This is a genomic window from Mycobacterium sp., from assembly GCF_035274705.1.
Classification (GTDB): domain Bacteria; phylum Actinomycetota; class Actinomycetes; order Mycobacteriales; family Mycobacteriaceae; genus Mycobacterium.
On the sequence record NZ_DATENY010000020.1, the window covers coordinates 26,450 to 48,969 of the forward strand.

Annotated in this window: 24 protein-coding genes; 17 read left to right on the forward strand and 7 right to left on the reverse strand. The window is 66.2% G+C overall.

Annotation, left to right across the window (positions count from 1 at the left end):
* Window positions 1–9: 9 nt before the first annotated feature.
* Window positions 10–360, forward strand: a complete 351-nt coding sequence (locus VJV41_RS05370) for a VOC family protein (protein WP_325331852.1) — start codon at window positions 10–12, stop codon at window positions 358–360.
* A gap of 23 nt (window positions 361–383) precedes the next feature.
* Window positions 384–1,010: a M15 family metallopeptidase gene (locus VJV41_RS05375; RefSeq protein ID WP_325331854.1), complete on the forward strand. Its 627-nt coding sequence runs from the start codon at window positions 384–386 to the stop codon at window positions 1,008–1,010.
* Between the two features lie 28 nt (window positions 1,011–1,038).
* Here VJV41_RS05375 and dapD read toward each other — a convergent pair whose 3' ends face one another.
* Entirely contained in the window at window positions 1,039–1,983 is a 945-nt protein-coding gene (gene dapD, locus VJV41_RS05380; protein WP_325331856.1) for a 2,3,4,5-tetrahydropyridine-2,6-dicarboxylate N-succinyltransferase, read from the reverse strand.
* A gap of 116 nt (window positions 1,984–2,099) precedes the next feature.
* On the opposite strand from dapD, the gene dapE reads away from it, so the two are divergent.
* The 4 genes from dapE (at window position 2,100) to VJV41_RS05400 (ending at window position 6,777) form a co-directional block, all read left to right on the forward strand.
* A complete protein-coding gene (dapE, locus tag VJV41_RS05385; RefSeq protein ID WP_325331858.1) occupies window positions 2,100–3,164 on the forward strand; it encodes a succinyl-diaminopimelate desuccinylase in 1,065 nt (354 codons plus the stop codon).
* A gap of 79 nt (window positions 3,165–3,243) precedes the next feature.
* Window positions 3,244–4,839 (forward strand): ABC-F family ATP-binding cassette domain-containing protein, encoded by a 1,596-nt coding sequence (locus tag VJV41_RS05390; protein ID WP_325331860.1) that lies wholly within the window; start codon window positions 3,244–3,246, stop codon window positions 4,837–4,839.
* A gap of 66 nt (window positions 4,840–4,905) precedes the next feature.
* Entirely contained in the window at window positions 4,906–6,036 is a 1,131-nt protein-coding gene (locus tag VJV41_RS05395) for a hypothetical protein (RefSeq protein ID WP_325331862.1), read from the forward strand.
* An 18-nt stretch (window positions 6,037–6,054) separates the two neighbouring features.
* Complete coding sequence (locus VJV41_RS05400; protein ID WP_325331864.1) at window positions 6,055–6,777, forward strand: hypothetical protein; 723 nt, start codon at window positions 6,055–6,057, stop codon at window positions 6,775–6,777.
* Here VJV41_RS05400 and VJV41_RS05405 read toward each other — a convergent pair whose 3' ends face one another.
* Both VJV41_RS05405 and VJV41_RS05410 read right to left on the reverse strand, forming a co-directional pair.
* On the reverse strand, window positions 6,778–7,581 hold the full coding sequence (locus tag VJV41_RS05405; RefSeq protein ID WP_325331866.1) for an ESX-1 secretion-associated protein: 804 nt from the start codon (window positions 7,579–7,581) through the stop codon (window positions 6,778–6,780).
* Window positions 7,582–7,657: 76 nt separating this feature from the next.
* Window positions 7,658–9,736, reverse strand: a complete 2,079-nt coding sequence (locus VJV41_RS05410) for an AAA family ATPase (RefSeq protein ID WP_325331868.1) — start codon at window positions 9,734–9,736, stop codon at window positions 7,658–7,660.
* A 28-nt stretch (window positions 9,737–9,764) separates the two neighbouring features.
* Between VJV41_RS05410 and VJV41_RS05415 the strand changes: the two genes are divergently transcribed.
* From VJV41_RS05415 to VJV41_RS05445, 7 genes are all read left to right on the forward strand, one after another.
* Complete coding sequence (locus tag VJV41_RS05415; RefSeq protein ID WP_325331870.1) at window positions 9,765–10,325, forward strand: TIGR00730 family Rossman fold protein; 561 nt, start codon at window positions 9,765–9,767, stop codon at window positions 10,323–10,325.
* Window positions 10,326–10,376: 51 nt separating this feature from the next.
* Entirely contained in the window at window positions 10,377–12,158 is a 1,782-nt protein-coding gene (fadD6, locus tag VJV41_RS05420) for a long-chain-acyl-CoA synthetase FadD6 (protein ID WP_325331872.1), read from the forward strand.
* Between the two features lie 95 nt (window positions 12,159–12,253).
* On the forward strand, window positions 12,254–13,129 hold the full coding sequence (gene folP / locus VJV41_RS05425; protein ID WP_414684884.1) for a dihydropteroate synthase: 876 nt from the start codon (window positions 12,254–12,256) through the stop codon (window positions 13,127–13,129).
* Window positions 13,126–14,070, forward strand: coding sequence for a glucosyl-3-phosphoglycerate synthase (locus VJV41_RS05430; protein WP_325331874.1), 945 nt, complete (start codon window positions 13,126–13,128; stop codon window positions 14,068–14,070). Before folP ends, VJV41_RS05430 begins: the two co-directional genes overlap by 4 nt.
* Before the next feature lie 33 nt (window positions 14,071–14,103).
* Window positions 14,104–14,478, forward strand: a complete 375-nt coding sequence (locus tag VJV41_RS05435) for a DivIVA domain-containing protein (protein WP_325331876.1) — start codon at window positions 14,104–14,106, stop codon at window positions 14,476–14,478.
* Entirely contained in the window at window positions 14,475–15,053 is a 579-nt protein-coding gene (locus VJV41_RS05440) for a DNA-3-methyladenine glycosylase I (RefSeq protein ID WP_325331878.1), read from the forward strand. The genes VJV41_RS05435 and VJV41_RS05440 overlap by 4 nt, the downstream gene beginning before the upstream one ends.
* A 114-nt stretch (window positions 15,054–15,167) precedes the next feature.
* Entirely contained in the window at window positions 15,168–15,335 is a 168-nt protein-coding gene (locus VJV41_RS05445) for a DUF3117 domain-containing protein (RefSeq protein ID WP_003931055.1), read from the forward strand.
* A gap of 49 nt (window positions 15,336–15,384) precedes the next feature.
* On the opposite strand, the gene glgA is transcribed toward VJV41_RS05445, so the two are convergent.
* Window positions 15,385–16,548, reverse strand: coding sequence for a glycogen synthase (glgA, locus tag VJV41_RS05450; protein ID WP_325331906.1), 1,164 nt, complete (start codon window positions 16,546–16,548; stop codon window positions 15,385–15,387).
* Between the two features lie 126 nt (window positions 16,549–16,674).
* Here glgA and glgC point away from each other — a divergent pair, with 126 nt between their 5' ends.
* Complete coding sequence (glgC, locus tag VJV41_RS05455) at window positions 16,675–17,889, forward strand: glucose-1-phosphate adenylyltransferase (RefSeq protein WP_325331908.1); 1,215 nt, start codon at window positions 16,675–16,677, stop codon at window positions 17,887–17,889.
* Window positions 17,890–18,083: 194 nt separating this feature from the next.
* On the opposite strand, the gene VJV41_RS05460 is transcribed toward glgC, so the two are convergent.
* Window positions 18,084–18,995: a LysR family transcriptional regulator gene (locus tag VJV41_RS05460; protein ID WP_325331910.1), complete on the reverse strand. Its 912-nt coding sequence runs from the start codon at window positions 18,993–18,995 to the stop codon at window positions 18,084–18,086.
* A 183-nt stretch (window positions 18,996–19,178) separates the two neighbouring features.
* On the opposite strand from VJV41_RS05460, the gene VJV41_RS05465 reads away from it, so the two are divergent.
* Window positions 19,179–19,421 (forward strand): 2OG-Fe dioxygenase family protein, encoded by a 243-nt coding sequence (locus VJV41_RS05465; protein ID WP_325331947.1) that lies wholly within the window; start codon window positions 19,179–19,181, stop codon window positions 19,419–19,421.
* Window positions 19,422–19,477: 56 nt separating this feature from the next.
* Window positions 19,478–20,395, forward strand: coding sequence for a DMT family transporter (locus VJV41_RS05470; RefSeq protein ID WP_325331912.1), 918 nt, complete (start codon window positions 19,478–19,480; stop codon window positions 20,393–20,395).
* Window positions 20,396–20,519: 124 nt separating this feature from the next.
* On the opposite strand, the gene VJV41_RS05475 is transcribed toward VJV41_RS05470, so the two are convergent.
* The gene (locus VJV41_RS05475) at window positions 20,520–21,371 is read right to left on the reverse strand and encodes a sigma-70 family RNA polymerase sigma factor (protein WP_325331914.1); all 852 of its coding nucleotides are present in this window, start codon (window positions 21,369–21,371) and stop codon (window positions 20,520–20,522) included.
* Between the two features lie 92 nt (window positions 21,372–21,463).
* Here VJV41_RS05475 and VJV41_RS05480 point away from each other — a divergent pair, with 92 nt between their 5' ends.
* Entirely contained in the window at window positions 21,464–21,865 is a 402-nt protein-coding gene (locus tag VJV41_RS05480; RefSeq protein ID WP_325331916.1) for a hypothetical protein, read from the forward strand.
* Here VJV41_RS05480 and VJV41_RS05485 read toward each other — a convergent pair.
* A complete protein-coding gene (locus VJV41_RS05485; protein ID WP_325331918.1) occupies window positions 21,838–22,512 on the reverse strand; it encodes an isoprenylcysteine carboxylmethyltransferase family protein in 675 nt (224 codons plus the stop codon). The two genes, VJV41_RS05480 and VJV41_RS05485, sit on opposite strands and share 28 nt — an antisense overlap.
* Window positions 22,513–22,520: the final 8 nt, after the last annotated feature.

Here is a 22,520-nt window from a genome sequence, read left to right on the forward strand (position 1 = left end):
AGTCGAGAAATGAGCCTCACGTTCGAGGAGATCTGCATCGACGCCCACGACCCGAACGCGCTTGGTGCGTGGTGGGCGACGGTGCTGGGCTGGCGAACCTATGTCGACAAGGACGGCGATGTGGTGCTGGAAGCGCCGCCAGGCGGCGGTCCCAACTGGTTGTTCGTCGTCGTGCCCGACGACAAGGTGGTCAAGAATCGCATCCATTTGGACTTCCGTCCCGATAACCAGCAGGCCGAGGTGGATCGGGTAGTCGGCCTGGGCGCTCGGCACGTGGACGTCGGCCAGGGTGAGCAGACCTGGGTGGTGCTGGCCGACCCCGAGGGCAACGAGTTCTGCATCCTGGCCTCGAAAGCCTGATGACCCAACTACCGCGAGCGTGCGTGTCTGTACCCCGACACGCCGCAATTGGTGTGCACTTTGCGCACGTTCGTCGGCGGATCAGTGCATTGGTTGCGGCGACCGCGCTCGTCAGCGGGTGCGCCACGGCGGTGCCGATTGAGCCTGTATCCACCACTCAGTCGGTCGCGCCCACACCCGACGCACAGCTGTCGATCGGCCCAGCCGCCACAGATACGTTTGGCGGCTGGATTCCTGAAGGCCAGACACTCAGCCCGTTCGACGTGTCGAATCCGGTCCTGGCCCAACTTGATCCGGCTCTCCTCCAAGCTATCCAGGATGCGACGCGCAAAGCGGCGTCGGAAGGCATCGACATCAGGATCACGTCGGGTTGGCGCTCCCCGGGCTTTCAGCAGCGGCTGTTCGATGATGCCGTCGCCAAGTTCGGAAGCGTTGACGTCGCAAGGCAATTCGTCGCCGCACCCGAGGTTTCCAAACACGTTCTCGGCCAGGCCGTCGATGTCGCACCCGTGGATGCCGATCAATGGCTGATCCGCAACGGCGTCCAGTTCGGCCTGTGTCAGATCTACGCGAACGAGATCTGGCATTTCGAGTTGGCGGTCGACGAGCACGGCAACTGCCCGCCGCTGAAGCCGAACGCGGCAGGTTGATCGGCGGCGGACGTTCGCGCGGAGGGGACTAGTTGTGGTGCAGGGCCTCGTTGAGCGTGATGCCGCTGCCGTCGCGCGCGACCACCTCGACCGCGCCGGTCAACGAATTACGGCGGAACAGTAGGTTATTCGCTCCGGAGAGTTCACGCGCCTTGACGGTCTGGCCGTCGGCCGTCTGCACCTTCGTTCCGGCGGTCACGTACAGCCCCGCCTCCACGACGCAGTCGTCGCCGAGCGAGATGCCAAGTCCAGCATTGGCGCCGAGCAGGCAGCGCTTACCCACCGAAATCACCTGCGTGCCACCACCGGACAGCGTGCCCATGATGGACGCGCCGCCGCCGACATCGGAACCGTCGTCGACGACGACGCCCGCCGAGATCCGGCCCTCGACCATCGAGCTGCCCAGCGTGCCGGCGTTGAAGTTCACGAAGCCCTCGTGCATGACGGTGGTGCCAGACGCGAGGTGCGCGCCGAGCCGCACGCGATCGGCATCGGCGACGCGCACGCCGGACGGCACGACGTAGTCGACCATCCGTGGGAACTTGTCGATGCCGTAGACCGTCACCGGTCCGCGCCGGCGCAGCCGCGCCCGCACTACCTCGAAGCCCTCCACCGCACACGGGCCGTAGTTCGTCCACACCACGTTGGTCAGCACGCCGAAGAAGCCGTCGGCGTTCAAGCCGTGCGGCGGGACCAGCCGATGCGACAACAGGTGCAACCGCAGATAGGCGTCGTACGCGTCGGTGGCCTTGTCCTCCAGCGACGCGATCGTCGTGCGCACGGCGACGGTCTCAACGTCACGGTCGTGGTCGTGGCCGGTCAGATCGGCCAGCTCGGGCGGGAGCTCGGCGAGCGACAGCCGCACGGTGCCCGACGGGCCGTCGGCGTCCAGTTCGGGAGCGGGAAACCACGTGTCGAGGACGGATCCGTCGGCGGCGATGGTCGCCAGCCCGACGCCAGAAGCAGAAGTCACGGTCCAAAAGGCTACTTTCCCCGGCCGAGCAGACGTAAAGGTGCCCCGAAACGCCGCAAAATGGGCACTTTTGCGTCTGCTCGCCGGAGAAGAGGGACCGGCTAGCCTAAGGAATCGTGCTCGACTTACGTGGCGATCCGATCGCGCTGACCGCGGCGCTGGTGGACATCCCCAGCGAGTCGCGGCACGAGCAGCGCATAACTGCGGAGATAGAGGCTGCCCTGCGCGCGCAGGCAGACGGGTTCGAGGTCGTGCGCAACGGCAACGCCGTGCTGGCCCGCACCAATCTGGGTCGGCCGTCGCGCGTCCTGCTGGCCGGTCACACCGACACCGTGCCCGCCGCCGACAATCTGCCCAGCCGCCTCGAAGGCGACGAACTTCACGGCTGCGGCACCTCGGACATGAAATCCGGCGATGCGGTCTTTCTGCACCTGGCCGCGACGATCGCCGAACCCACGCACGACATCACGCTGGTGATGTACGACTGCGAGGAAATCGAATCCGCCGCCAACGGGTTGGGCCGCATCGAACGTGAGATGCCCGACTGGTTGCACGCCGATGTCGCCATCCTGGGCGAGCCGTCCGGCGGCTACATCGAAGCGGGCTGTCAGGGCACCTTGCGTGTCGTCGTCAGCGCTAACGGCACCCGAGCCCACTCCGCACGATCATGGTTGGGCGACAATGCAATTCACAAACTCGGCGACGTGCTCGCCCGCTTGAAGGCCTACCAGCCGCGCAACGTCGACATCGACGGCTGCACCTATCGCGAAGGGCTGTCGGCGGTGCGCATCGACGGCGGGGTGGCCGGCAACGTCATCCCCGACGCCGCATCGGTGACGGTCAACTTCCGCTTCGCCCCCGACCGCAGCGTGGACCAAGCCCTCGAGCATGTCCATGAGGTGCTCGACGGGCTCGACGTGCAGATCGACATGACCGACTCCGCGGCGGGCGCGCTGCCCGGACTGACCAAACCCGCGGCCGCCGCGCTCGTGCAGGCCGCCGGTGGCCAGGTGCGCGCCAAGTACGGATGGACAGACGTCGCACGCTTCGCGGCACTGGGCATCCCGGCGGTCAACTACGGCCCAGGCGACCCGAACCTCGCCCACCGCGCCGATGAGCGCGTGGAGACGGCCAAGATCACCGCCGCGACCGACATGCTGCGGCGATATTTAACCGGTTGACGGCGTACCTACGCTGGAAACCATGCTGTGAGACCCCGGAGCCGCGTTCCCGTCGTCTGAGCCCCGAGAGATCTCTCGCATGTCTTCCATCGTTTGTTCGAACCTGTCATTTGCCTGGCCCGATGACACCCCGTTGTTCGACGATCTGTCCTTCAGCGTCGGCGAGGGCCGCACCGGCCTCGTCGCGCCCAATGGCGCCGGAAAGAGCACGCTGCTCAAGCTGATTGCCGGCGATTGCCGTCCCACCGCGGGATCGGTCAGCGTCGACGGCGCGATCGGTTACCTGCCTCAGACGCTTCCGTTCGTTGCCGAACTAACCGTCGCCGAAGTACTCGGTGTCGCCGCGGCCATCGAAGCCCTCGAATTGCTCACCTACGGCGACGCCGGCGAGGACGTATTCACCGCGATCGGCGACGACTGGGACATCGAGGAACGTACGCGCGTGCAACTGGATCGGCTCGGCCTCGGCCACATCACCCTTGACCGGCGGCTCGGCACGCTGTCCGGCGGCGAAGTGGTGTCACTCGGGCTGGCCGGGCAGCTCCTCAAACGGCCCGATGTGCTTCTGCTCGACGAGCCGACAAACAACCTCGACGCAGACGCGCGTCGCAAGCTGTACGACGCGCTCGACGACTTCACCGGATGCCTGCTGCTGGTCAGTCACGACCGCGTTCTACTCGACAGGATGGACTGCATCGCCGAACTGCACCGCGGCGAAATCCGCTTCTATGGCGGCAATTTCACGGCCTACGAGGAGGCTGTCGACGACGCCCAGCGCGTCGCGCAGAGCAACATCCGCAATGCAGAGCAACAGCTGAAACGCGAGAAGCGACAACGCCAACAGGCGCGCGAACGAGCCGCGAGGCGTTCGGCCACCGCCGCTCGAAACGTCAAGAACGCCGGTCTGCCGAAGATCGTCGCGGGCGCGCTCAAACGCAGCGCCCAGGAGTCGGCGGGCCGTGGGGACGACGTCCACGCCGCGCGGGTGGCCGACGCGAAGACACGGCTCGACGACGCGGAGCGCGCACTTCGCGACGATGACGTGATCGTGCTCGAGCTACCGGACACACATGTGCCGGCCGGGCGGACGCTGTTCGCCGCAGAGGGATTGACGGTCGACGGTCTCTTCGGGGGGATCGACCTGACCGTGCGCGGTCCCGAACGCATTGCGCTCACCGGACCGAACGGCGCGGGCAAGTCCACGCTGCTGCGCATCATCAATGGAGAGCTGACACCAGAGAAGGGCGCGACCCAGCGCTTCGACGGTCGAGTCGCACATCTGTCGCAGCGACTCGACCTGCTCGACGACCGCCGCACCGTGGTCGAAAGCCTCACCGTGTTCGCACCGAGTCTGTCCGAGACCCGCCGCATGCACCTGCTGGCCCGATTCCTGTTCAGTGGCAGCCGAATTCACCTGCCGATCGCCGCGCTGTCCGGTGGCGAACGGCTACGCGCCACGCTCGCATGCGTGCTCTACGCCGAACCGGCGCCTCAATTGCTGCTGCTCGACGAGCCGACCAACAATCTGGATCTCGTCAGCGTCGGCCAGCTCGAGTCCGCATTGAATGCCTACGAGGGCGCGTTCGTCGTCGTCAGCCACGACGAGCGGTTCCTCGCCGAGATCGGGATCCAGCGTCGGCTCCGGCTATCGGACGGCCGGTTGGAGTCGCAATAGCCGGCCCTGATCGGCGATGCGATTGGCGGACCGACAGCTATCGCCAGCACGGTAAATTTGTCTGTCATGGCCATACCTCCCGATTCGAGCCCGTTCGGGTCGCAGACGGTGACGGGCCCTGGCTGGCCGAATGTCGACGAGGAGACGTTGGCCGCCGCAGCGGCGACGTATGAGGCGCTGGCCGCGAAAATCACCGGATCGATCGTGCCCCAGCAGCAAGGCCAGCTGATGAAGCTGTCCGATGTGTGGGAGGGTGCCGGATCGCTGGCGGCCACCGGCGAGGCCACCACGATCATCGGCGGCCACGAGGCCAACGCCGCACACGCGGCCGCGATCGCGGGGAAGCTGCGCGCCATGGAGGCCACCGTGGTCAAGGCCAAGATGCTGGCGAACACGATCGCGCAGGAGGTCCAGCACGAGTGCGAGGCACTCTCGGCGATGCCGTTCAGCAACGCTCAAGAGCTGGTGCAGAGCCGCATCAAGATGGGACTGTCCCAGAACATCGCCAACGTGACGGCCCACACGACTGAACTTGCCAACACCCTCGCCGTGCCCCCGAGCATCCCGTTTGCCGGTGCGGCCCCTTCTGTGCCCGGCGGGAAAGAAGCAAAAGACACCTCGGAGGAGGCCGCGAAGCAAGCCGGCGGCGGATCCCAGCAGGCCATGCAGATGATGAGCCAGATGGGATCCATGGCGGCGCAAATCCCCATGCAGCTCGGCCAGGCGGTGATGGCTGTGCCTCAGCAGATGGGCCAGCAGCTGCAGCAGTTGTCTCAGCCGCTGCAACAGCTGATGTCGACGTTCGGTTCTGGAGGCAAGGCGGATTCACTCGGTGCCGCCGGCCTGCCGTTCTCCTCGTTCTCCAACCATCCGCTGGCGGGTGGCTCGGGTGCGGGCGGTGGCTCGGGCATGGTGAAGGCGGCGTCGCTGCCCGGCTCCGGAGGAACCCCGCTGCAGACATCACAGATGGCGAATCTGGTGGGCACCAAGTCCGTGAGTACCGCGCCGCAGGAGGGCGCCGCGGCCGGGTCCACCACAACCGGCGGGGTCGCCCCGATGGCCGCGGGTGGTGGCATGGGCGGCGGCATGGCGCCGCACATGGGACAGCGCGGCGAGAGCGGCGGCACCGCAGCGAGCTTGGGCGTGCCCGCGCCGCTCGACTACGACGTCGATGAAGGTGACGACGATGACTGGTGACAGCAGGGGAGAAGCGCGATGAGCATGCCGCTGAGGAAGCCTGAAGGCCTGAGCTGGAACGCGGCCTCCATCGAGCTTCCTGAGATACCGACGATTCAGCCGGGCCAGGACGCGTTGAGCACGACCATCGCGGCCGTGCTTCCAACACTGGCCGCTGAGTTGACGGCCAACGTCGCGACGCTGTCAGCGAAAGAGAACATGTTCTCCGGAAAGCTGGGCGTTGCGCAGGCGGCTTACCAGAACTCCGACGACTCCGGTTCGCAGTCCGTCGGCCAAATCGTCGGCATGCTCGGACAGATGGGCCAGCAGGCCGGGCAGATGGGGCAGATGGCGGGTGCGCCGATGCAGGCCCTGGGCGGGCAGACCAGCATGTTCGGTTCGTTGATGCAGCAGGCCATGCAAGGGGCTCAAGGCGGTGGGGCAGGGGGCCAGTCGTCAGGCAGTGCGGCGGGCGGCGGTGCAGCGGGCGGTGCGCCCGGCGGTGCTAGCGGTGCGGCCGGCGTGGTCGGCCAACCGCAGCCGCGCGAGGACGGCGTCCCGGATCAGGCCGCGAACCAAGACACGCCCACCGAGCGCGACGAGCGCGAGTCGCCGCATCGCGAGGAACGCGAGCCGCTGCATCGCGCCGAGACGGACATGGCAGGACCCTCTGCCACTGGCGACGGCAAGCACGCCGCCGCTCCGGTGGCGCCGCCGGCACATCCGCGCGACAGCGGCGAGGATCTCGGCCGCCGGTTGTAGCTAGTCGGCCGGACGTGTCTGGGCCCGCTCGGCGCGGGGCGGTGCCGGCGCAGGCCCAGTCTGCGCAGAAGCGCCCGGGGCAGCCCCTTCAGCGTGCTCCCGCGGAACCCGCTCCCGCTGTTCTGGACGTTCCTCGGGTTTCTCCGACGTCGGCTCCTTCGGGCGCTCGTCCGAACGTTCGCCCGCAGGGCGCTCGGCCCCGGCCTTCGCGGCGGACGACTGTCCCGCCTGCGCGGCCTGCTGGACGCCCTGCATGATCTGCTGCGGTATCTGCCCAAGCCCTTGGGCGATCGCTCCCAACGGCTGCACTACCGCTTGAGCCATCTGTGCTGCCTGTTGCCCGACCTGACCGAAAACCTGACCCATTGATTCGGCGCCGCTGCCCGCGCTGGTGCCCGCCGGGCTCGCCGCACTGGCAGGCGTGCCGGCAGAGCCAGCGGGCGAACCGGGACCGCCTGGGCTGCCCGGTTGGCCGCCCTGCTTGCCTTCGAGTGCCTCGGCCGCCGCCTTCAGCTTCTCGGCGCCCTGCTGGTCGCCCTGCTCGTACATCTGCGCGGCCTTCTGCAGGAGCTCCGAGATCGTGCTGCCGGACGTCGCGGTCGTCTGCAACGTGCCCTGCCGCGCGCCGAGCACATTGCTCAAGGCGGTACTGACCGCGGAGGCTATCGCCCCGTGACTGGTCTGCACGCCCGCCGCTTCGGGTGCCGCTGCGCCCATCACCTGCGATAGGCCCGCCACCACCTCGTCGTGGATTTGCGCGATGGACCGCACGCCGTCTAGGTGAACGTATAGCGGATCGGACATGTCACTTCCCCTGGGTTAGCTGTCGCGCCTCAATCCTATGGCCGCACTGGCAATGGTCCGCGCACGAACTTTGCGGTCAGTTCTCGGCCTGCGCCAACGCGTCGGCCGCGGACCGCTTCATCCCGATCGCGTCGAACCCCGTCGCCACGTCGCGCAGCGCCGCAGCGTCGTGCCGCACTACGGCCTGCGCGTGTTCAAGCGCCAATTGCCCAAAAGCGCAATCGATTTCGCCGCTCAAGCGAGCGATGCCGTCGGCCGCTCGAAGGTCGCCGAGGCGGGCCGCATCGTGCAGTGCGCGCAACGCGACGGCCAACTGCCCGCCGCGTTCGGCGCTGCGCGCGGCGTCGCGGGCGGCCGCGACAGCCCCGTGCGGATCTCGACGTGCCGACATCGTCCACGCTCGCGCGAGCGCAAGCTCGGGCGCGAACATCATCGACTTCAATCCGTGTCGAGATTCGGCCCGCGACAAAACCTTTCCCGCTTCGACCGTTTCTCCGAGCTGACCCAGTGCCTGCGCCAGCAGCATCAATGCCAGCGGGCCCCACGAATAGCCGGTGGGCGCCAATGCTGCTGCGGCGCCGCGCAACAGGCCGACGGCCGCGTCGAGCTCGCCTTTGGCGATCAAGACATCGGCCACCAGCACCTCACCGATTGCGCGGCCCGGCTGTTGCAGCTGAGCGAAGTCCGTCAGCTGCTGCCCGAGAGCTTGCGCCCTCTCCGGCTCGCCGGCCATCAGCAGCGCCGTCGTCTGACCAAACCCGCTGGTGAACCGCAGCAAGCCCGGCTGCCCCGCGGAGATCGCCTGCTCGGCCAGCGCGTCGACGTCGGCGAACCGGCCCATTCGCGCCGAGCTCAACGCTGCGGCCGCAGCCGCCCACCCGACCGCGGTTTCGTCGGCCGACGGCGATGACAGCACCTCGTCGGCGATCTCCAAGGCCCGGCCCACGTTGCCGGCGTTCATCGCGAACATGGCCGACAAAGCATCCAGCGTGGTTTGCGCGCCTGGCGACGACACCCGATTGCGGGTCGCCTGCAGAAATGCGGTGGCCCGCTCCGGCTCGGACAGCATCCAGAACTGGTTGGCCGCCCGCGGCAGCGCCCACGCCATCAGCTCCGTCTCCGACAGCGAAGCGGGATCCACCTCGGCCAGAACCTCGTCGGCGTCCCGGCCGCGGCCTTGCCACGCCAATGCATAGGCCAGCGTCAGCCGTGCGGCCAAACCGCCACCCCGCTCGACCGCAGCGCGGCCCAGCCGTTCACTGAGCGCCAAATCGCCCAGCCGCAGTCCCTCTTCGGCCGCCATGACGATGTCTGACACCGGTTGCGGCCGGTCGCTGTCCAATGCCAGTACCGCCAACCGCAGCTGGTCGATCACGTCACGCGGGGCCGACGCGGCCAGTCGCTCCACCAGTTCCGTGCGCAACCGGCGCAGCTCGGGCCCGCCCAGCGCGTCGCGAACCGCGTCGACGAACAGCGGATGCGCGGGCCGCGCCCTGTCGCCCTCCACGACGATCACGCCCGACGACTCGGCTTCCGTAACGGCCTCGCGACCGGTCACGGCAGACAGGTCGGCGAGCGGGAGGGGATCCTCGACGGCCAGGTACTCGAGCACCCGATGCGCGGATCTCCCCAGCGCCGAGACGAACTCCTCGACCAGCGTCGCCAGCCGGCTGTTGTCGTGGCCCGGCGGCTCGATGTCGATCCGGGTCAGCAGCTCGCCACGCCACAGTGCCGATATCTCGTCGGGGGTAGGGCATCCCGCCGCGACCGTCACGATGAGGTTCGCCGCCCCGCTGACGGCCAGTTGATAGACCAGCGAGGCGGACAGTGTGTCCAACAAGTGGGCGTCATCGACCACCAGAAGGCGGCCGTCCCCCAACGATTCGCGGGCCGCCCGCAACACCGCGGCGGTCCTTCCGGTCTTCGGCACGTCGAGGAGATGGCCGAACGCGGCGAATGGAACTGCAGGCGCCGTCGCGGTCGCCCAATCGACGCGGCTGAACGTGGCGCCGAAACGTTCCGCCGCGATCCCCGCGATCGTCGTCTTGCCCACCCCCGCGGGACCGATCAGCACTGCCCCGGCGCGGTCGCGCAAGCCTGATTCGACCAGTTCCAGTACCGGTTCGGGCGGCGCGGTCACCCAGTCGACAGGCACCGCCGGAGTCTATGGCTAGGTTGTGTGCGTGTCCCCGAAACCCGACCGCGGCTGGGCGGTGTGTGTGTACTGCGCGTCAGGCCCAACACATCCCGAGCTGCTGGAGTTGGCCAGCCGTGTCGGCGAAGCCATCGCCGACCGGGGCTGGACGCTGGTGTCCGGCGGCGGCAACGTCTCGGCCATGGGCGCGTTGGCGACCTCTGCCCGCGCTCGCGGCGGACGCACCGTCGGCGTGATCCCGAAGGCGTTGGTGCATCGCGAGGTCGCCGATACCGAAGCCGACGAGCTCGTCGTCACCGACACGATGCGCGAGCGCAAGCAGGTGATGGAAGATCGCGCCGACGCGTTCATCGCGCTGCCGGGCGGGATCGGCACCCTCGAGGAGTTCTTCGAGGCCTGGACAGCGGGCTATTTGGGTATGCATGACAAGCCGGTGGTGATGCTCGACCCGATGGGGCATTACGACGGCCTGCTGGCGTGGCTGTACGGGCTGATCGACAGCGGGTATGTCGCCCAGGGCGCACTGGACCGGCTGGTCGTGGTGGACGACGTCGATGCCGCGATGGCGGTCTGCTCTCCGATCGTGTGATGGTGATCACTAGGGTGTTGCGACAAGCGAACAGCGGAGGGACACAACGGCATGAGTGACCAGAACTCGGGTACTCGCAGCAGCGTTGGGCTGCTCGACATCGCCACTCATGTGCCGGGCTTGCTGATGGATGCGCCGACGATCCTGCGCGGCGTCATCACTGGGTTCGGAGCGCGCCCGTCGGCCAAGACGTCGATCGGCAAGGTGTTCCAGGACCGCGCGGCCCAGTACGCCGACAAGGTGTTCATCAAGTTCGGCGACGAGCAGATCACCTACCGCGAGGCCAATGAGACGGCCAACCGCTACGCGGCCGTGCTGGCCGCTCGCGGCGTCGGGCACGGTGACGTCGTTGGCATCATGCTGCGCAACTCGCCGGAGTCCGTGCTGCTGATGCTGGCCACGGTCAAGTGCGGGGCGATCGCCGGGATGCTCAATTTCCACCAGCGCGGCGACGTGCTCAAGCACAGCTTCGGGCTGCTGGGCGCGAAGGCCGTCATCGCCGAGACAGACTTCATCGAACCGGTAAGCGACAGCGGCGCCGATACGACTGGTTTGATGACCGTCGACGAGTTGAAGCGCCTGGCGGCCACGGCGCCTACCGGCAATCCGGCGACGACGGCGGCGGTCCTGGCCAAGGACAAGGCGTTCTACATCTTCACGTCGGGCACCACCGGCATGCCCAAGGCCAGTGTGATGACGCACTACCGCTGGCTGCGGGCGTTGGCGGGATTCGGCGGGCTCGGCATGCGTCTGAACAGTCACGACACGCTGTACTGCTGCCTGCCGCTCTATCACAACAATGCGTTGACGGTCGCGTTGTCGGCGGTGCTGAACTCCGGCGCGACGCTGGCGCTGGGCAAGTCGTTTTCGGCGTCGAGGTTCTGGGACGAGGTGATCAGATACGACGCCACGGCCTTCATCTACATCGGCGAGATCTGCGCGTATCTGCTCAACCAGCCGCCCAAGGACACCGACCGCAAGAACAAGGTGAGGGTGATCGCCGGCAACGGGCTGCGGCCGTCGATCTGGGACGAGTTCACCGAGCGCTTCGGCATCGAGAGGGTTTGCGAGTTCTACGCCGCCAGTGAAGGCAACACCGCGTTCGTCAACGTGCTGAACCTCGACAAGACCACCGGGATCTGCCCGACGCCGGTGGCCTTCGTGGAATACGACGGCGACACCGGCGATCCTGTGCGTGACGAGAACGGCCGAGTCCGCAAGGTGCGCAACGGCGAGCCTGGGCTACTGCTGTCCAAAGTGAGCAACTTCCAGCCGTTCGACGGTTACACCGACAAGAAGTCCACCGAAAAGAAGTTGGTGCGCAACGCTTTTCGCGACGGGGATGTGTGGTTCAACACCGGCGACCTGATGCGCTCACAAGGCTTCGGTCATGCGGCGTTCACCGACCGGCTCGGAGACACGTTCCGGTGGAAAGGCGAAAACGTCGCCACCACCGAGGTCGAGGCGGCCGTCTCCACCGACCCTCAGGTCGAGGAGGCGACGGTCTTCGGTGTCGAGGTGCCCGGGACCGGCGGGCGCGCGGGCATGGCGGCGATCCAGCTCAAGGAAGGTGACGAGTTCGACGGCAATGCCCTGGCCAAGGCTGTCTACGAGCGGCTGCCCGGCTACGCCGTGCCGTTGTTCGTGCGCGTCGTCAAGGAGCTGGCGCACACGTCGACGTTCAAGAGCCAGAAGGTGGACCTGCGCAAGGAGGGGTACACCACCGACGGCGAGGATCCGATCTACGTGTTGTCAGGCCGCGACGAGGGCTATGTGCCGTTCTACGACGAGTACCCCGACGAAGTGAAGACCGGCAAGCGGCCCAAGAACTAGCGACTTCCGCCGCCGAACGTTCCTTACCGCTCGAATCCGCCGGCAAATTTTCGGGCGGTAAGGAACGTTCGCGCGAGGTCCGTAGCCTGGAAGGCGTGCAGTCGACCTTCTGCGGCCGCCCGGTGGCCGGTGATCGGGCGCTGATCATGGCGATCGTGAACCGGACACCGGACTCCTTCTACGACCGCGGCGCCACGTTCACCGATGAGGCCGCGAAGTCGGCGGCCCACCGGGTGATCGAGGAGGGCGCCGACGTTGTCGATGTCGGCGGCGTGAAGGCAGGCCCCGGGGATTCCGTCGATGTCGACGACGAGATCGCGCGCGTCGTGCCATTCATCGAATGGCTGCGCGCCACCTACCCTGACCAGCTGATCAGCGTCGACACCTGGCGCGCTGCGGTGGCCAAGCAGGCCTGCGCCGCGGGCGCCGACCTGATCAACGACACCTGGGGCGGCCACGACCCCGGCCTACCCGAAGTCGCCGCCGAATTCGGAGCCGGCCTGGTGTGCTCGCACACCGGCGGCGCGACGCCGCGGACACGACCGTTTCGGGTCAACTACGGCATCACCGAGCGCGGCGTCGTCGATGACGTGATCGCCGAAGTGACCGCCGCCGCCGAGCGCGCCGTGGCCGTCGGCGTCTCCAGAGACGCGGTCCTAATTGACCCGACACACGATTTCGGCAAGAACACTTATCACGGTCTTAGTTTGTTGCGCCACGTAAAAGACCTTGTAAACACTGGATGGCCCGTCCTGATGGCGCTGAGCAACAAAGATTTCGTCGGGGAAACTCTGGGTGTGGGTCTGACCGAACGCCTGGAGGGCACCTTGGCGGCGACGGCCATCGTCGCGGCGGAGGGAGCCGCGATGTTCCGCGTGCATGAAGTCGGGCCCACGCGACGCGTGCTGGAAATGGTCGCGTCGATCCAGGGCGTGCGTCCACCGACGCGCACGGTGAGGGGACTGGCATGACACTGACACCAGAGCTGCCCGGTACGGACGTCGTCACCGGGAGATGGCTGACCGACCACAGCTGGAACCGGCCCTCGTGGACGGTCGCAGAGCTCGTGGCCGCCAAGGCGGGACGCACCATCTCCGTCGTCCTGCCCGCGCTCAACGAAGAAGAAACCGTGGGCAGCGTCGTCGAGACGATCACCCCGCTGCTGGGCGGTCTTGTCGACGAGGTGATCGTGCTGGACTCCGGCTCCACCGACGACACCGAGATCCGCGCGCTCGCCGCGGGTGCCCGGGTGATCAGCCGTGAGGTCGCGTTGCCGGAGGTCGAGCCGCAACCCGGCAAGGGTGAAGTGCTGTGGCGCTCGCTGGCCGCCGCCACGGGCGACATCATCGTGTTCGTCGACTCCGATCTGATCGACCCCGATCCGATGTTCGTTCCCAAACTCGTCGGGCCCTTGCTGACGACTGACGGCGTACACCTGGTCAAGGGTTTCTACCGGCGGCCGCTGAAGATCAGCGGCAGCGAGGACGCCAACGGCGGCGGGCGGGTCACCGAACTCGTCGCGCGGCCGCTATTGGCCTCGCTGCGGCCGGAGCTGAGCTGCATCCTGCAGCCGCTGGGCGGCGAATACGCCGGCACTCGCGAATTGCTGACGTCGGTGCCGTTCGCACCGGCCTACGGCGTCGAGATCGGACTGCTCGTCGATACCTACGACCGGCTGGGCCTGGACGCGATCGCCCAGGTCAACCTCGGCGTGCGGACCCACCGCAACCGGCCGCTGACCGAGCTGGCGTCCATGAGCCGCCAAGTGATCGCAACCCTGCTGTCGCGCTGCGGCGTCCCCGACTCCGGGGTGGGGCTGACGCAGTTCTTCGCCGACGGCGACGACTACACCCCGCGTTCATCGTCCGTCTCCCTGCAGGACCGTCCGCCGATGAACACGCTGCGCGGTTAGCCCCTTGTCGGGGCCGTCGGGCAATATCGAGGCGTGACCCTGGTTCTGCTGTACCTGGTTGTGCTGATCCTCGTGGCCGTGGTGCTGTTCGCCCTGGGCAGCGTGCTCTTCGGCCGCGGCGAACCGTTGCCGCCGCTGCCGCGCGCCACCACTGCCACCGTGTTGCCGGCCTCCGGCGTCACCGGCGACGACGTCGAGGCGGTCAAATTCACCCAGACACTGCGCGGCTACAACACCAGCGAAGTGGACTGGGTGCTCGACCGGCTGGGCCAGGAGCTTGATCTGCTGCGCGGTCAGCTCGGCGCGGTGCGGGCTGCTCACGGCCTTGACGACGACGCCGACGTTGCCGTCCAGCCCGTCGAGGGTGGGGCGCACGCGCTGGCGTCGGAGGACAACGACGACTCATGACCGGCGACGTGCGCGTCCGATGTGCATGGATTGACGAATCACGTTTGACGCCAGCAGATTTCACCCTCTACCGCGACTACCACGACACCGAGTGGGGCCGGCCGTTGCGCGACTCGGCAGCTCTTTTCGAGCGGATCAGCCTCGAGGCGTTTCAAAGCGGGCTGTCGTGGCTGATCATCCTGCGCAAACGGGAAAACTTCCGGCGCGCGTTCGGTGGCTTCGATGTCGAACGTGTTGCCCGCTATACCGATAAAGACATAGCGCGGCTGATGGCCGACACCGGGATCGTGCGTAACCGCGCGAAGGTCGAGGCCACCATCGCCAACGCTCGCGCCGCAACTGATCTCGACGTCGATTTGTCCGAGCTGTTGTGGTCGTTCGCCCCGCCGCCGAAGGCGCGGCCCGCCGACGTGTCCCAGGTCCCGGCGGTGACTCCGGAATCGACCGCGATGGCCAAGGAACTGAAGCGGCGCGGCTTCCGATTCGTCGGTCCGACGACGGCATACGCGTTGATGCAGGCGACCGGAATGGTCGACGATCACACCGCGGACTGTTGGGTTCCGGCGATCAGCTAGTCGCCGTCACGACGGTCATCGCCGGGTCTTTGCACACCGAACGGCGCGGATAGGGAACAATAGGCAGAAGATCACTAGCCCGACGCGGGCCAGCTCATGTGGAGGGAGCACTCGATGGCGGCCATGAAGCCCCGGACCGGAGACGGTCCACTGGAAGCAACCAAGGAGGGGCGCGGCATCGTGATGCGAGTACCACTAGAAGGCGGTGGGCGACTCGTCGTCGAACTCACCCCCGAAGAAGCGGCCGCACTCGGCGACGAACTCAAGGGCGTTACCAGCTAGCCCCTTCGGCGCGCATAACCGCGCTCAGCGCGTGTTTCCGCGCCGAATTCTATGAAGACACTTTTCGGTAGATCTCCAAGGTCTGCTCGGCAATGTGCGACCAGGAAAACTCCTGAATACAACGCTGCCGTCCGGCCTGACCGTATTGCCGCGCCTTCTCCGGCTCGGCCACCAGTGAATTGACGGTCTCGGCCAGTCGCCGCTCGAAGAACGCCGGATCGTTCGGGTCGTAGTGCACCAGCAGCCCCGTTTGATGGTCGGCTACCACCTCCGGGATGCCGCCGACATCGCTTGCCACTACGGCCGTCGCGCACGCCATCGCCTCGAGGTTGACGATGCCTAACGGCTCGTATACCGACGGGCATACGAAAACTGTTGCAGCCGAGAGTATTTCGCGAATCTTGCCGATCGGCAGCATCTCGCGCACCCAGAACACGCCTGTGCGTGCGCGGGCCAGTTCCTGCACCGCCGACGTCACTTCGGCCGCGATTTCGGGAGTATCCGGTGCGCCGGCGCACAGCACGAGCTGGATGTCGGGCGCGAAATAGTGGGCGGCGGCAACCAGATGCGCGACGCCCTTCTGCCGGGTGATCCGCCCGACGAACGCCACGATCGGACGCGACGGGTCCACACCGAGTTCTTCGAGCACGGAATCGCCGCGTTCGGGCTCGACCGGATACCAGACGTCGGTGTCGATCCCGTTGCGCACCACGTGCACTCGGTTCGGATCGAGCGCCGGGTAGGTCTTCAGCACGTCGTCACGCATGCCGGAGCTGACCGCGATCACCGCGTCAGCCGCCTCGACCGCCGTCTTCTCGACCCACGACGACACCCGATACCCACCGCCCAGCTGCTCGGCCTTCCACGGCCGCATCGGCTCGAGCGAATGTGCGGTCAGCACGTGCGGGATGTCGTACAGCAGCGCGGCGAGGTGCCCGGCCAGCCCGGCGTACCAGGTATGCGAATGCACGACGGTGGCCGCCGATGCGGTGTTGACCATGTTCAGATCCGCCGAGAGCGTCGACAGCGCCGCATTGGCGCCCTTGAGCGCCGGGTCCGGCTGCGCCACGATCACACCTGGCCGTGGTGCGCCCATACAGTGCACGTCGACCTCGCACAGATGCCGAAGTTGTGCGACAAGCTCGGTGACGTGGACGCCCGCGCCGCCGTAGACCTCAGGTGGATACTCCCGAGTCATCATCGCCACCCGCATGCCTACGACGGTAGTGTCCGTCGCCCGCCGCCGCAGCCCCGTTTTGAACCTCGGATACGCCAAATAGCTTGACGTACATGGCGCGAATGCCTGGCCCTTGTGCAAAGCTCCGGATAGGTTTGGATCATGCGGGAATTGCCACACGTGCTTGGCATCGTCCTGGCCGGCGGGGAGGGCAAACGGCTTTATCCGTTGACGGCGGACCGAGCCAAACCCGCGGTGCCGTTCGGCGGTGCGTACAGGCTCATCGACTTCGTCCTGTCCAATCTCGTCAACGCCCGGTACTTGAGAATCTGCGTGCTGACCCAATACAAGTCGCATTCGCTGGACCGTCATATTTCGCAGAACTGGCGGCTATCGGGGCTTGCCGGCGAGTACATCACGCCGGTGCCCGCCCAGCAGCGGCTCGGCCCGCGGTGGTACACCGGCTCGGCCGACGCCATCTACCAGTCGCTGAATCTGATCTACGACGAGGACCCCGACTACATCGTGGTGTTCGGCGCCGACCACGTGTACCGCATGGACCCCGAGCAGATGGTCCAGTTCCACATCGAAAGTGGCGCAGGCGCGACCGTCGCCGGTATCCGGGTGCCGCGCGCCGAGGCCACCGCGTTCGGCTGCATCGACTCCGACGAGTCGGGCCGCATCCGCGGCTTCATCGAAAAACCCGCCGACCCGCCGGGCACGCCGGACGACCCCGAGCAGACATTCGTCTCGATGGGCAACTACATCTTCACCACGAAGGTTCTGATCGACGCCATCCGCGCCGACGCCGACGATGATCACTCGGACCACGACATGGGCGGCGACATCATCCCGCGGCTGGTCTCCGACGGGATGGCGGCGGTCTACGACTTCAGCAACAACGAGGTGCCCGGCGCCACCGAACGCGATCACGGCTACTGGCGTGATGTCGGGACGCTGGATGCGTTCTACGACGCGCACATGGACCTGGTGTCCGTGCACCCGGTGTTCAACTTGTACAACAAACGCTGGCCGATCCGCGGTGAGGCGGAGATGCTGGCGCCGGCGAAGTTCGTCAACGGTGGCTCGGCCCAGGAATCGGTGGTCGGTGCGGGCAGCATCATTTCTGCTGCATCCGTTCGCAATTCGGTGCTGTCATCGAATGTGGTGGTCGACGACGGCGCGATCGTCGAGGGCAGTGTGATCATGCCCGGCACCCGAGTTGGCCGCGGCGCTGTGGTGCGCCACGCGATCCTGGACAAGAACGTCGTAGTGGGCCCCGGCGAGATGGTCGGTGTCGACCTGGAGAAGGACCGCGAGCGGTTTGCGATCAGCGCCGGGGGAGTGGTCGCGGTCGGCAAGGGCGTCTGGATCTAGGCCGAGCAGACGCAAAAGTCCCCGGATTCTCGGCGTGTCGGGTCCTTATGCGTCTGCTCGCGCCCGTCGTCGGCGCCGCACGATCCGCACGACGGCCCACACCAACGCAACCACGGCGACCAACACCAGTCCTCCTGGTGTGATCACGGACTCCACCAAGCCCGGGACCGCTCAGTGGGTGGTTCGGCTGACGGTCATTGTGGTCTGGTGTTTTGTTCGATGGTTTCTTGGGCCACCGTTTTGAGGATGTCGATAACGGCGGCGATGGCGGGTCGGGTGGTGGCTCCGACGCGGGTGATGGCTTCAATTCGGCGGGCGATGCGCACGCCGCTGAGCGGCTTACGCGTCACGTCCCGCGTGGTGAGTACGTAACGCGGTAGCAGTGCGACTCCGACCCCTGCCATGACGAGCTCTTCGACCACACGGAAGTCATTGACTCTTTGTACGATTCGTGGCTGGACGCCGGAGGTGGCGGCAAGTGAACGCAGTACGTCATCGACCATGAGACCCCATTCGACGCCGATCCATGGTTCGTCGGCGAGTTCGCGCAGGGGCACTCGCTTGCGGGTTGCGAGGCGATGATGCGGTGGTAGCAGTATTTCAAGGGGTTCACGGAGCAGGACTGTTGTTTCTAGGCGAGCGCCCAAGGCTGCGGTATCGCGTTCGTCGCGGTGCACGACTACGACGTCGAAGTCGGCGAGTTGGGTTGCGGCGCTGGCGGCCGGCTGGTCGATGTCGCGTCCGACCACTTCAACGCCGCAGGCGGCGGCCCGTGTGATGACTTTTGCCAGCAACATAGCAGCGCCGGAGGGAAACATGGCAACGCGCACGGTGCCGCAGGGCGTGGTGCGGTAGACATCCATATCTGCCTGGGCTCGGTCGAGGGCGGCCAGCACCTCATCGGTTCTAGCCACGAGGATGCGGCCGGCGTCGGTGAGCCGTACTCGGCGCCCCTCTGGTTCAAGAAGGGAGACACCGGCCTCGCGTTGGAGGATCTTCAGTTGCTGAGATACCGCGGAGGGGGTCAGGGACATCGCCTGGGCGGCGGCGTGGACTGTGCCGCGTTCGGCGAGCTCCCGAAGCAGGCGTAGGCGCGCCACGTCCATGTAGGAATTCTAACCATTAGATGAAGAAAGTATTGCTTGTCTAATGTGTTCGCGAGTGGTGATCATTGGAGTCGCCGTGAGCGTCGAGGCTGCGGTAGTCGCCGGGGAATCGGGCTATCGCGACGTCAATCGCGTATGTCGCTGTCCTCGTTCAGGTTTGGCGGCTTGGAATCACTCACAGAAATGGGAATCATCATCTCAGCTCACCGATTCCGGTCGTTCGATGAGATCGACCAACGCAGCGTTTACACCGACAGCGGTGACGAACTCACCGCACTGACCCTGAGACAACGTGGTGAACTCCTCCTCGGCGACGATCGCGCCACCTTGCACTCCGTGACGCCTATCCAGCCCGCCGTCGGCTTTGACAACGGGCATCGCGATGTTCTCGTCATCGCCTATACAGCCGCACCAGATTCCCTGTGAGCACTCTCAACCGCGCCGGCTCAGGCGCGGTAGACGGCACGTCACATGCAGCCATCATGTCCCACCGAACCGTCGACTTGGCCTTGCTCGCAGTCGCGATTGTGTGGGGGTCAAGCTACCTAGCGGCCAAGGAAGTCGTCACTGCCGACAGCGTCTTTGCCTTCTTGGTCGTCAGGTTCACCCTGGCCGCTGCGGGATTGGCGCTCATCCTGGCTGTCAGGCTGCATCACCTCAGTCGCTCGGAAGTCGTCCTTGGCACATTGTTCGGGTTGGTCTTGAGCATCATCTTTGCGCTGGAGACGTTTGGCGTGACGATGACGTCGGCCTCCAACGCTGGATTGATCATCTCCCTGACGATCGTCATGACTCCTTTACTGGAGCAGTGGTTACGACACACGCACCTGCCACCAATGTTCTACGGAGCGGCCGTGATCGCGGTCGCCGGCGTCGGCTTGCTAACCCAAAGTGGCGGGTTCGCTGCCCCTTGCCTTGGCGATCTGCTGATGCTGTTGGCTGCTGCCGCGCGAGCGGTCCACGTCACAGTGATTGCGCACCTGTCTGAGCGCCGCACACTCGATTCGGCACGTGTGACGTTGGTCCAACTCGTCACCGGCCTGGTGGTGTTTCTTATCCTGTCGCTGTTCACCGGACGAGGTGTAGGCGAAGTGGCCAAGCACATGAGCATCCACTCATGGCTGATCACCATCTACCTAGCGCTGGTGTGCACAGTGTTTGCGTTCTTCATCCAGATCTGGGCCGTTCGGCGCACGTCCTCCGCCCGGGTAAGCCTGCTACTGGGAACCGAACCACTATGGGCCGCAACCATTGGCATTCTCGTCGCCGGTGATCCCCTCACCGTCATCAGCGCCGCTGGGGCCGGGCTAATCCTGATAGGCACGAACTGGGGCCGGGTAATCGACTCACGCTGCTTGATCGTCACCCAGACGACGTCGAGCTCGAACAAAAGAACCTGATCGACCCCCTACGTAGCGCGTGATGTTCGGCGTTTCTAAATCGGTGAGTTGGGTGTTCGCATCGGTGGGGTAGACGAAGATTCGGTCGCCGCTGACGGGGCGGCCATCGACCCCACCATAGGCGTCAGTCGAGCACCGCGAGATCGAACCCGCGCAGCGCTGCCGGATCGGCGACGATGTCGATCTCAGTGATCCTTTCGTCGGCAATCTTGAAGCGCAGCACAATCGACAGCCGTCCGTTGGGGGCGACGACGATTCCGACCGCGTCGTCGACAAGCGCGGGCTCGGCGAAGCGTGCGTTGGCCGAGAACATCTGTGCGTTGACCGCCACCACTTGCGCACCACGGATGGTCCTCGGCGCTCCAGCCGCGGCGGCGTCGACGTGCAGCACGACATCGTCGTCCAGCACCGCCAGCAGCGAATCGAAGTCGCCGTCGCGCGCCGCGGCGAGAAACGCGTCGACGAGCCGGCGCTGCTGGACGAAATCGCCTGCCGGATCCGGATTTTTACCGCGCACCCGGCGACGGGCGCGAGACGCCAGCTGTGCAGCCGTGTTTTCTGAGCGGCCGACGATCGGGGCGATCTCGGAGTACGGCAGATTGAACATGTCGTGCAGGACGAACGCCAACCGCTCCGCCGGAGACAGGTTCTGCAGGATGACGAGCAGCGCCACGCCGATCGAGTCGGCAAGCTCCGCCTCGGCCTCCGGGTCGACCGCGTCGGGCGCGGCGATAGGCGCAGCCTGGTCGAGTGGATCTTCGGATCGTGTGCTGCGGGCGCGCAACATATCCAGACAGATGCGCGCGACGACGGTGGTCAGCCAGCCACGCTCATTGCGGACGTCGCTGGCTTCGGCGCGGTCCATCCGCAGCCACGCCTCCTGCACGGCGTCGTCTGCTTCGGTCAGCGACCCGAGCATGCGGTACGCGACCGCACGCAGATGCCCACGGTGCTGCTCGAACGACTCTGCTTGCACCCGCGCACCCCCTTTCCCGTCATACTCCGCTCTTTCGCCGCGTCATCTCTATGACGGATGAATGTGTGTCGTTATGACAGGAAGGCGATGACATGAGGATGCTGCGAGCGGTTTTCGTCGTGCACGGACTGATAACCCTGGCCGGCGCCTTCGTGCTGACCGCATTTCCGACCGCTATCCCGTCGTCGGTGGGTATCACCATCGAGCGATCGGACTACCTGTTGGTCTACCTGGTCGCCGCGGCCGAACTGGCCGTCGCGGTGCTGTCATTCGGTGCCATCCGCATCACTGACCTGGCCGCCCTGCGGCTGATCGTGACGACCTTCGTGACACTGCACCTGGCCAGCGGCGTGCTCGACATCGTCTACATGAGCATGACGAAGGCCGGCGGCGTGTTGATCGCCAACACCGTCCTGCGCTTCACCGTCGTGGCGGTGTTCCTGGTCGTGTGGCAGGCGGCCCGGCGTCACCACACACCAGGCACCAACCGATAGCGCACCTTCTGCGTGTACTCGCTGTACCCGTCGAGTTCCTGCCGGAGCATCTTTTCCTCGTCGTCGATGCGGAGGGCGAGCACCGCCACGCCCGGCACGATAGCGACCAGCCCCCAATACGAATCGAGAGCAAGTGGCATGCCCACCATCATGATCAGTGCGCCGACGTACATCGGGTGCCGCACAACGCCGTACAGCCCCGTCGAGATCACAGGCTGCTGCGCCTCGACCGTGATGGTCGCGGCGGCGTAGTTGTTCTGGTTGACGACCACCATCGTCATGCCAAGGCCAACGGCGACCAGAACTTCGCCGACTATGACGAGTCCTGTTGGCACGTTCGACCAACCGAAACGGTGGTCGAGGGCACAGACGACCAGCACCGCGACCACGCTGGCGGTGATGCCCACCGTGGCAACCTTCTGTACGGTTCTGGTCTCCGCGATCGGTCCGGAATGCATGCGGCGCCGCAGGACCTCAGGCTTGCGTAGGCCCCAGTAGATGCTGGGGCCGGACGACACCGCGGTGAAGATGGCGATGAAAACCCATGCCTGCCAATAGTCGAACGTGCCCGCCGGCCAGAACAGCAACACGCCGAAGAACAGCAGCCCGAACAGGCCTGCCACAACGGCTTGAATCAAGAGCTTCACGATTCCTC

Coding starts and splice junctions, on each gene's coding strand:
- VJV41_RS05430 (WP_325331874.1), top strand. CDS start 13,126: ATGACACTGACACCAGAGCTGCCCGGTACGGACGTCGTCACCGGGAGA.
- VJV41_RS05440 (WP_325331878.1), top strand. CDS start 14,475: ATGACCGGCGACGTGCGCGTCCGATGTGCATGGATTGACGAATCACGT.
- VJV41_RS05390 (WP_325331860.1), top strand. CDS start 3,244: ATGTCTTCCATCGTTTGTTCGAACCTGTCATTTGCCTGGCCCGATGAC.
- glgA (WP_325331906.1), bottom strand. CDS start 16,548: ATGCGGGTGGCGATGATGACTCGGGAGTATCCACCTGAGGTCTACGGC.
- VJV41_RS05465 (WP_325331947.1), top strand. CDS start 19,179: ATGGGAATCATCATCTCAGCTCACCGATTCCGGTCGTTCGATGAGATC.
- VJV41_RS05470 (WP_325331912.1), top strand. CDS start 19,478: ATGTCCCACCGAACCGTCGACTTGGCCTTGCTCGCAGTCGCGATTGTG.
- VJV41_RS05445 (WP_003931055.1), top strand. CDS start 15,168: ATGGCGGCCATGAAGCCCCGGACCGGAGACGGTCCACTGGAAGCAACC.
- VJV41_RS05405 (WP_325331866.1), bottom strand. CDS start 7,581: ATGTCCGATCCGCTATACGTTCACCTAGACGGCGTGCGGTCCATCGCG.
- VJV41_RS05480 (WP_325331916.1), top strand. CDS start 21,464: ATGAGGATGCTGCGAGCGGTTTTCGTCGTGCACGGACTGATAACCCTG.
- VJV41_RS05460 (WP_325331910.1), bottom strand. CDS start 18,995: ATGGACGTGGCGCGCCTACGCCTGCTTCGGGAGCTCGCCGAACGCGGC.
- VJV41_RS05400 (WP_325331864.1), top strand. CDS start 6,055: ATGAGCATGCCGCTGAGGAAGCCTGAAGGCCTGAGCTGGAACGCGGCC.
- glgC (WP_325331908.1), top strand. CDS start 16,675: ATGCGGGAATTGCCACACGTGCTTGGCATCGTCCTGGCCGGCGGGGAG.
- VJV41_RS05395 (WP_325331862.1), top strand. CDS start 4,906: ATGGCCATACCTCCCGATTCGAGCCCGTTCGGGTCGCAGACGGTGACG.
- VJV41_RS05370 (WP_325331852.1), top strand. CDS start 10: ATGAGCCTCACGTTCGAGGAGATCTGCATCGACGCCCACGACCCGAAC.
- fadD6 (WP_325331872.1), top strand. CDS start 10,377: ATGAGTGACCAGAACTCGGGTACTCGCAGCAGCGTTGGGCTGCTCGAC.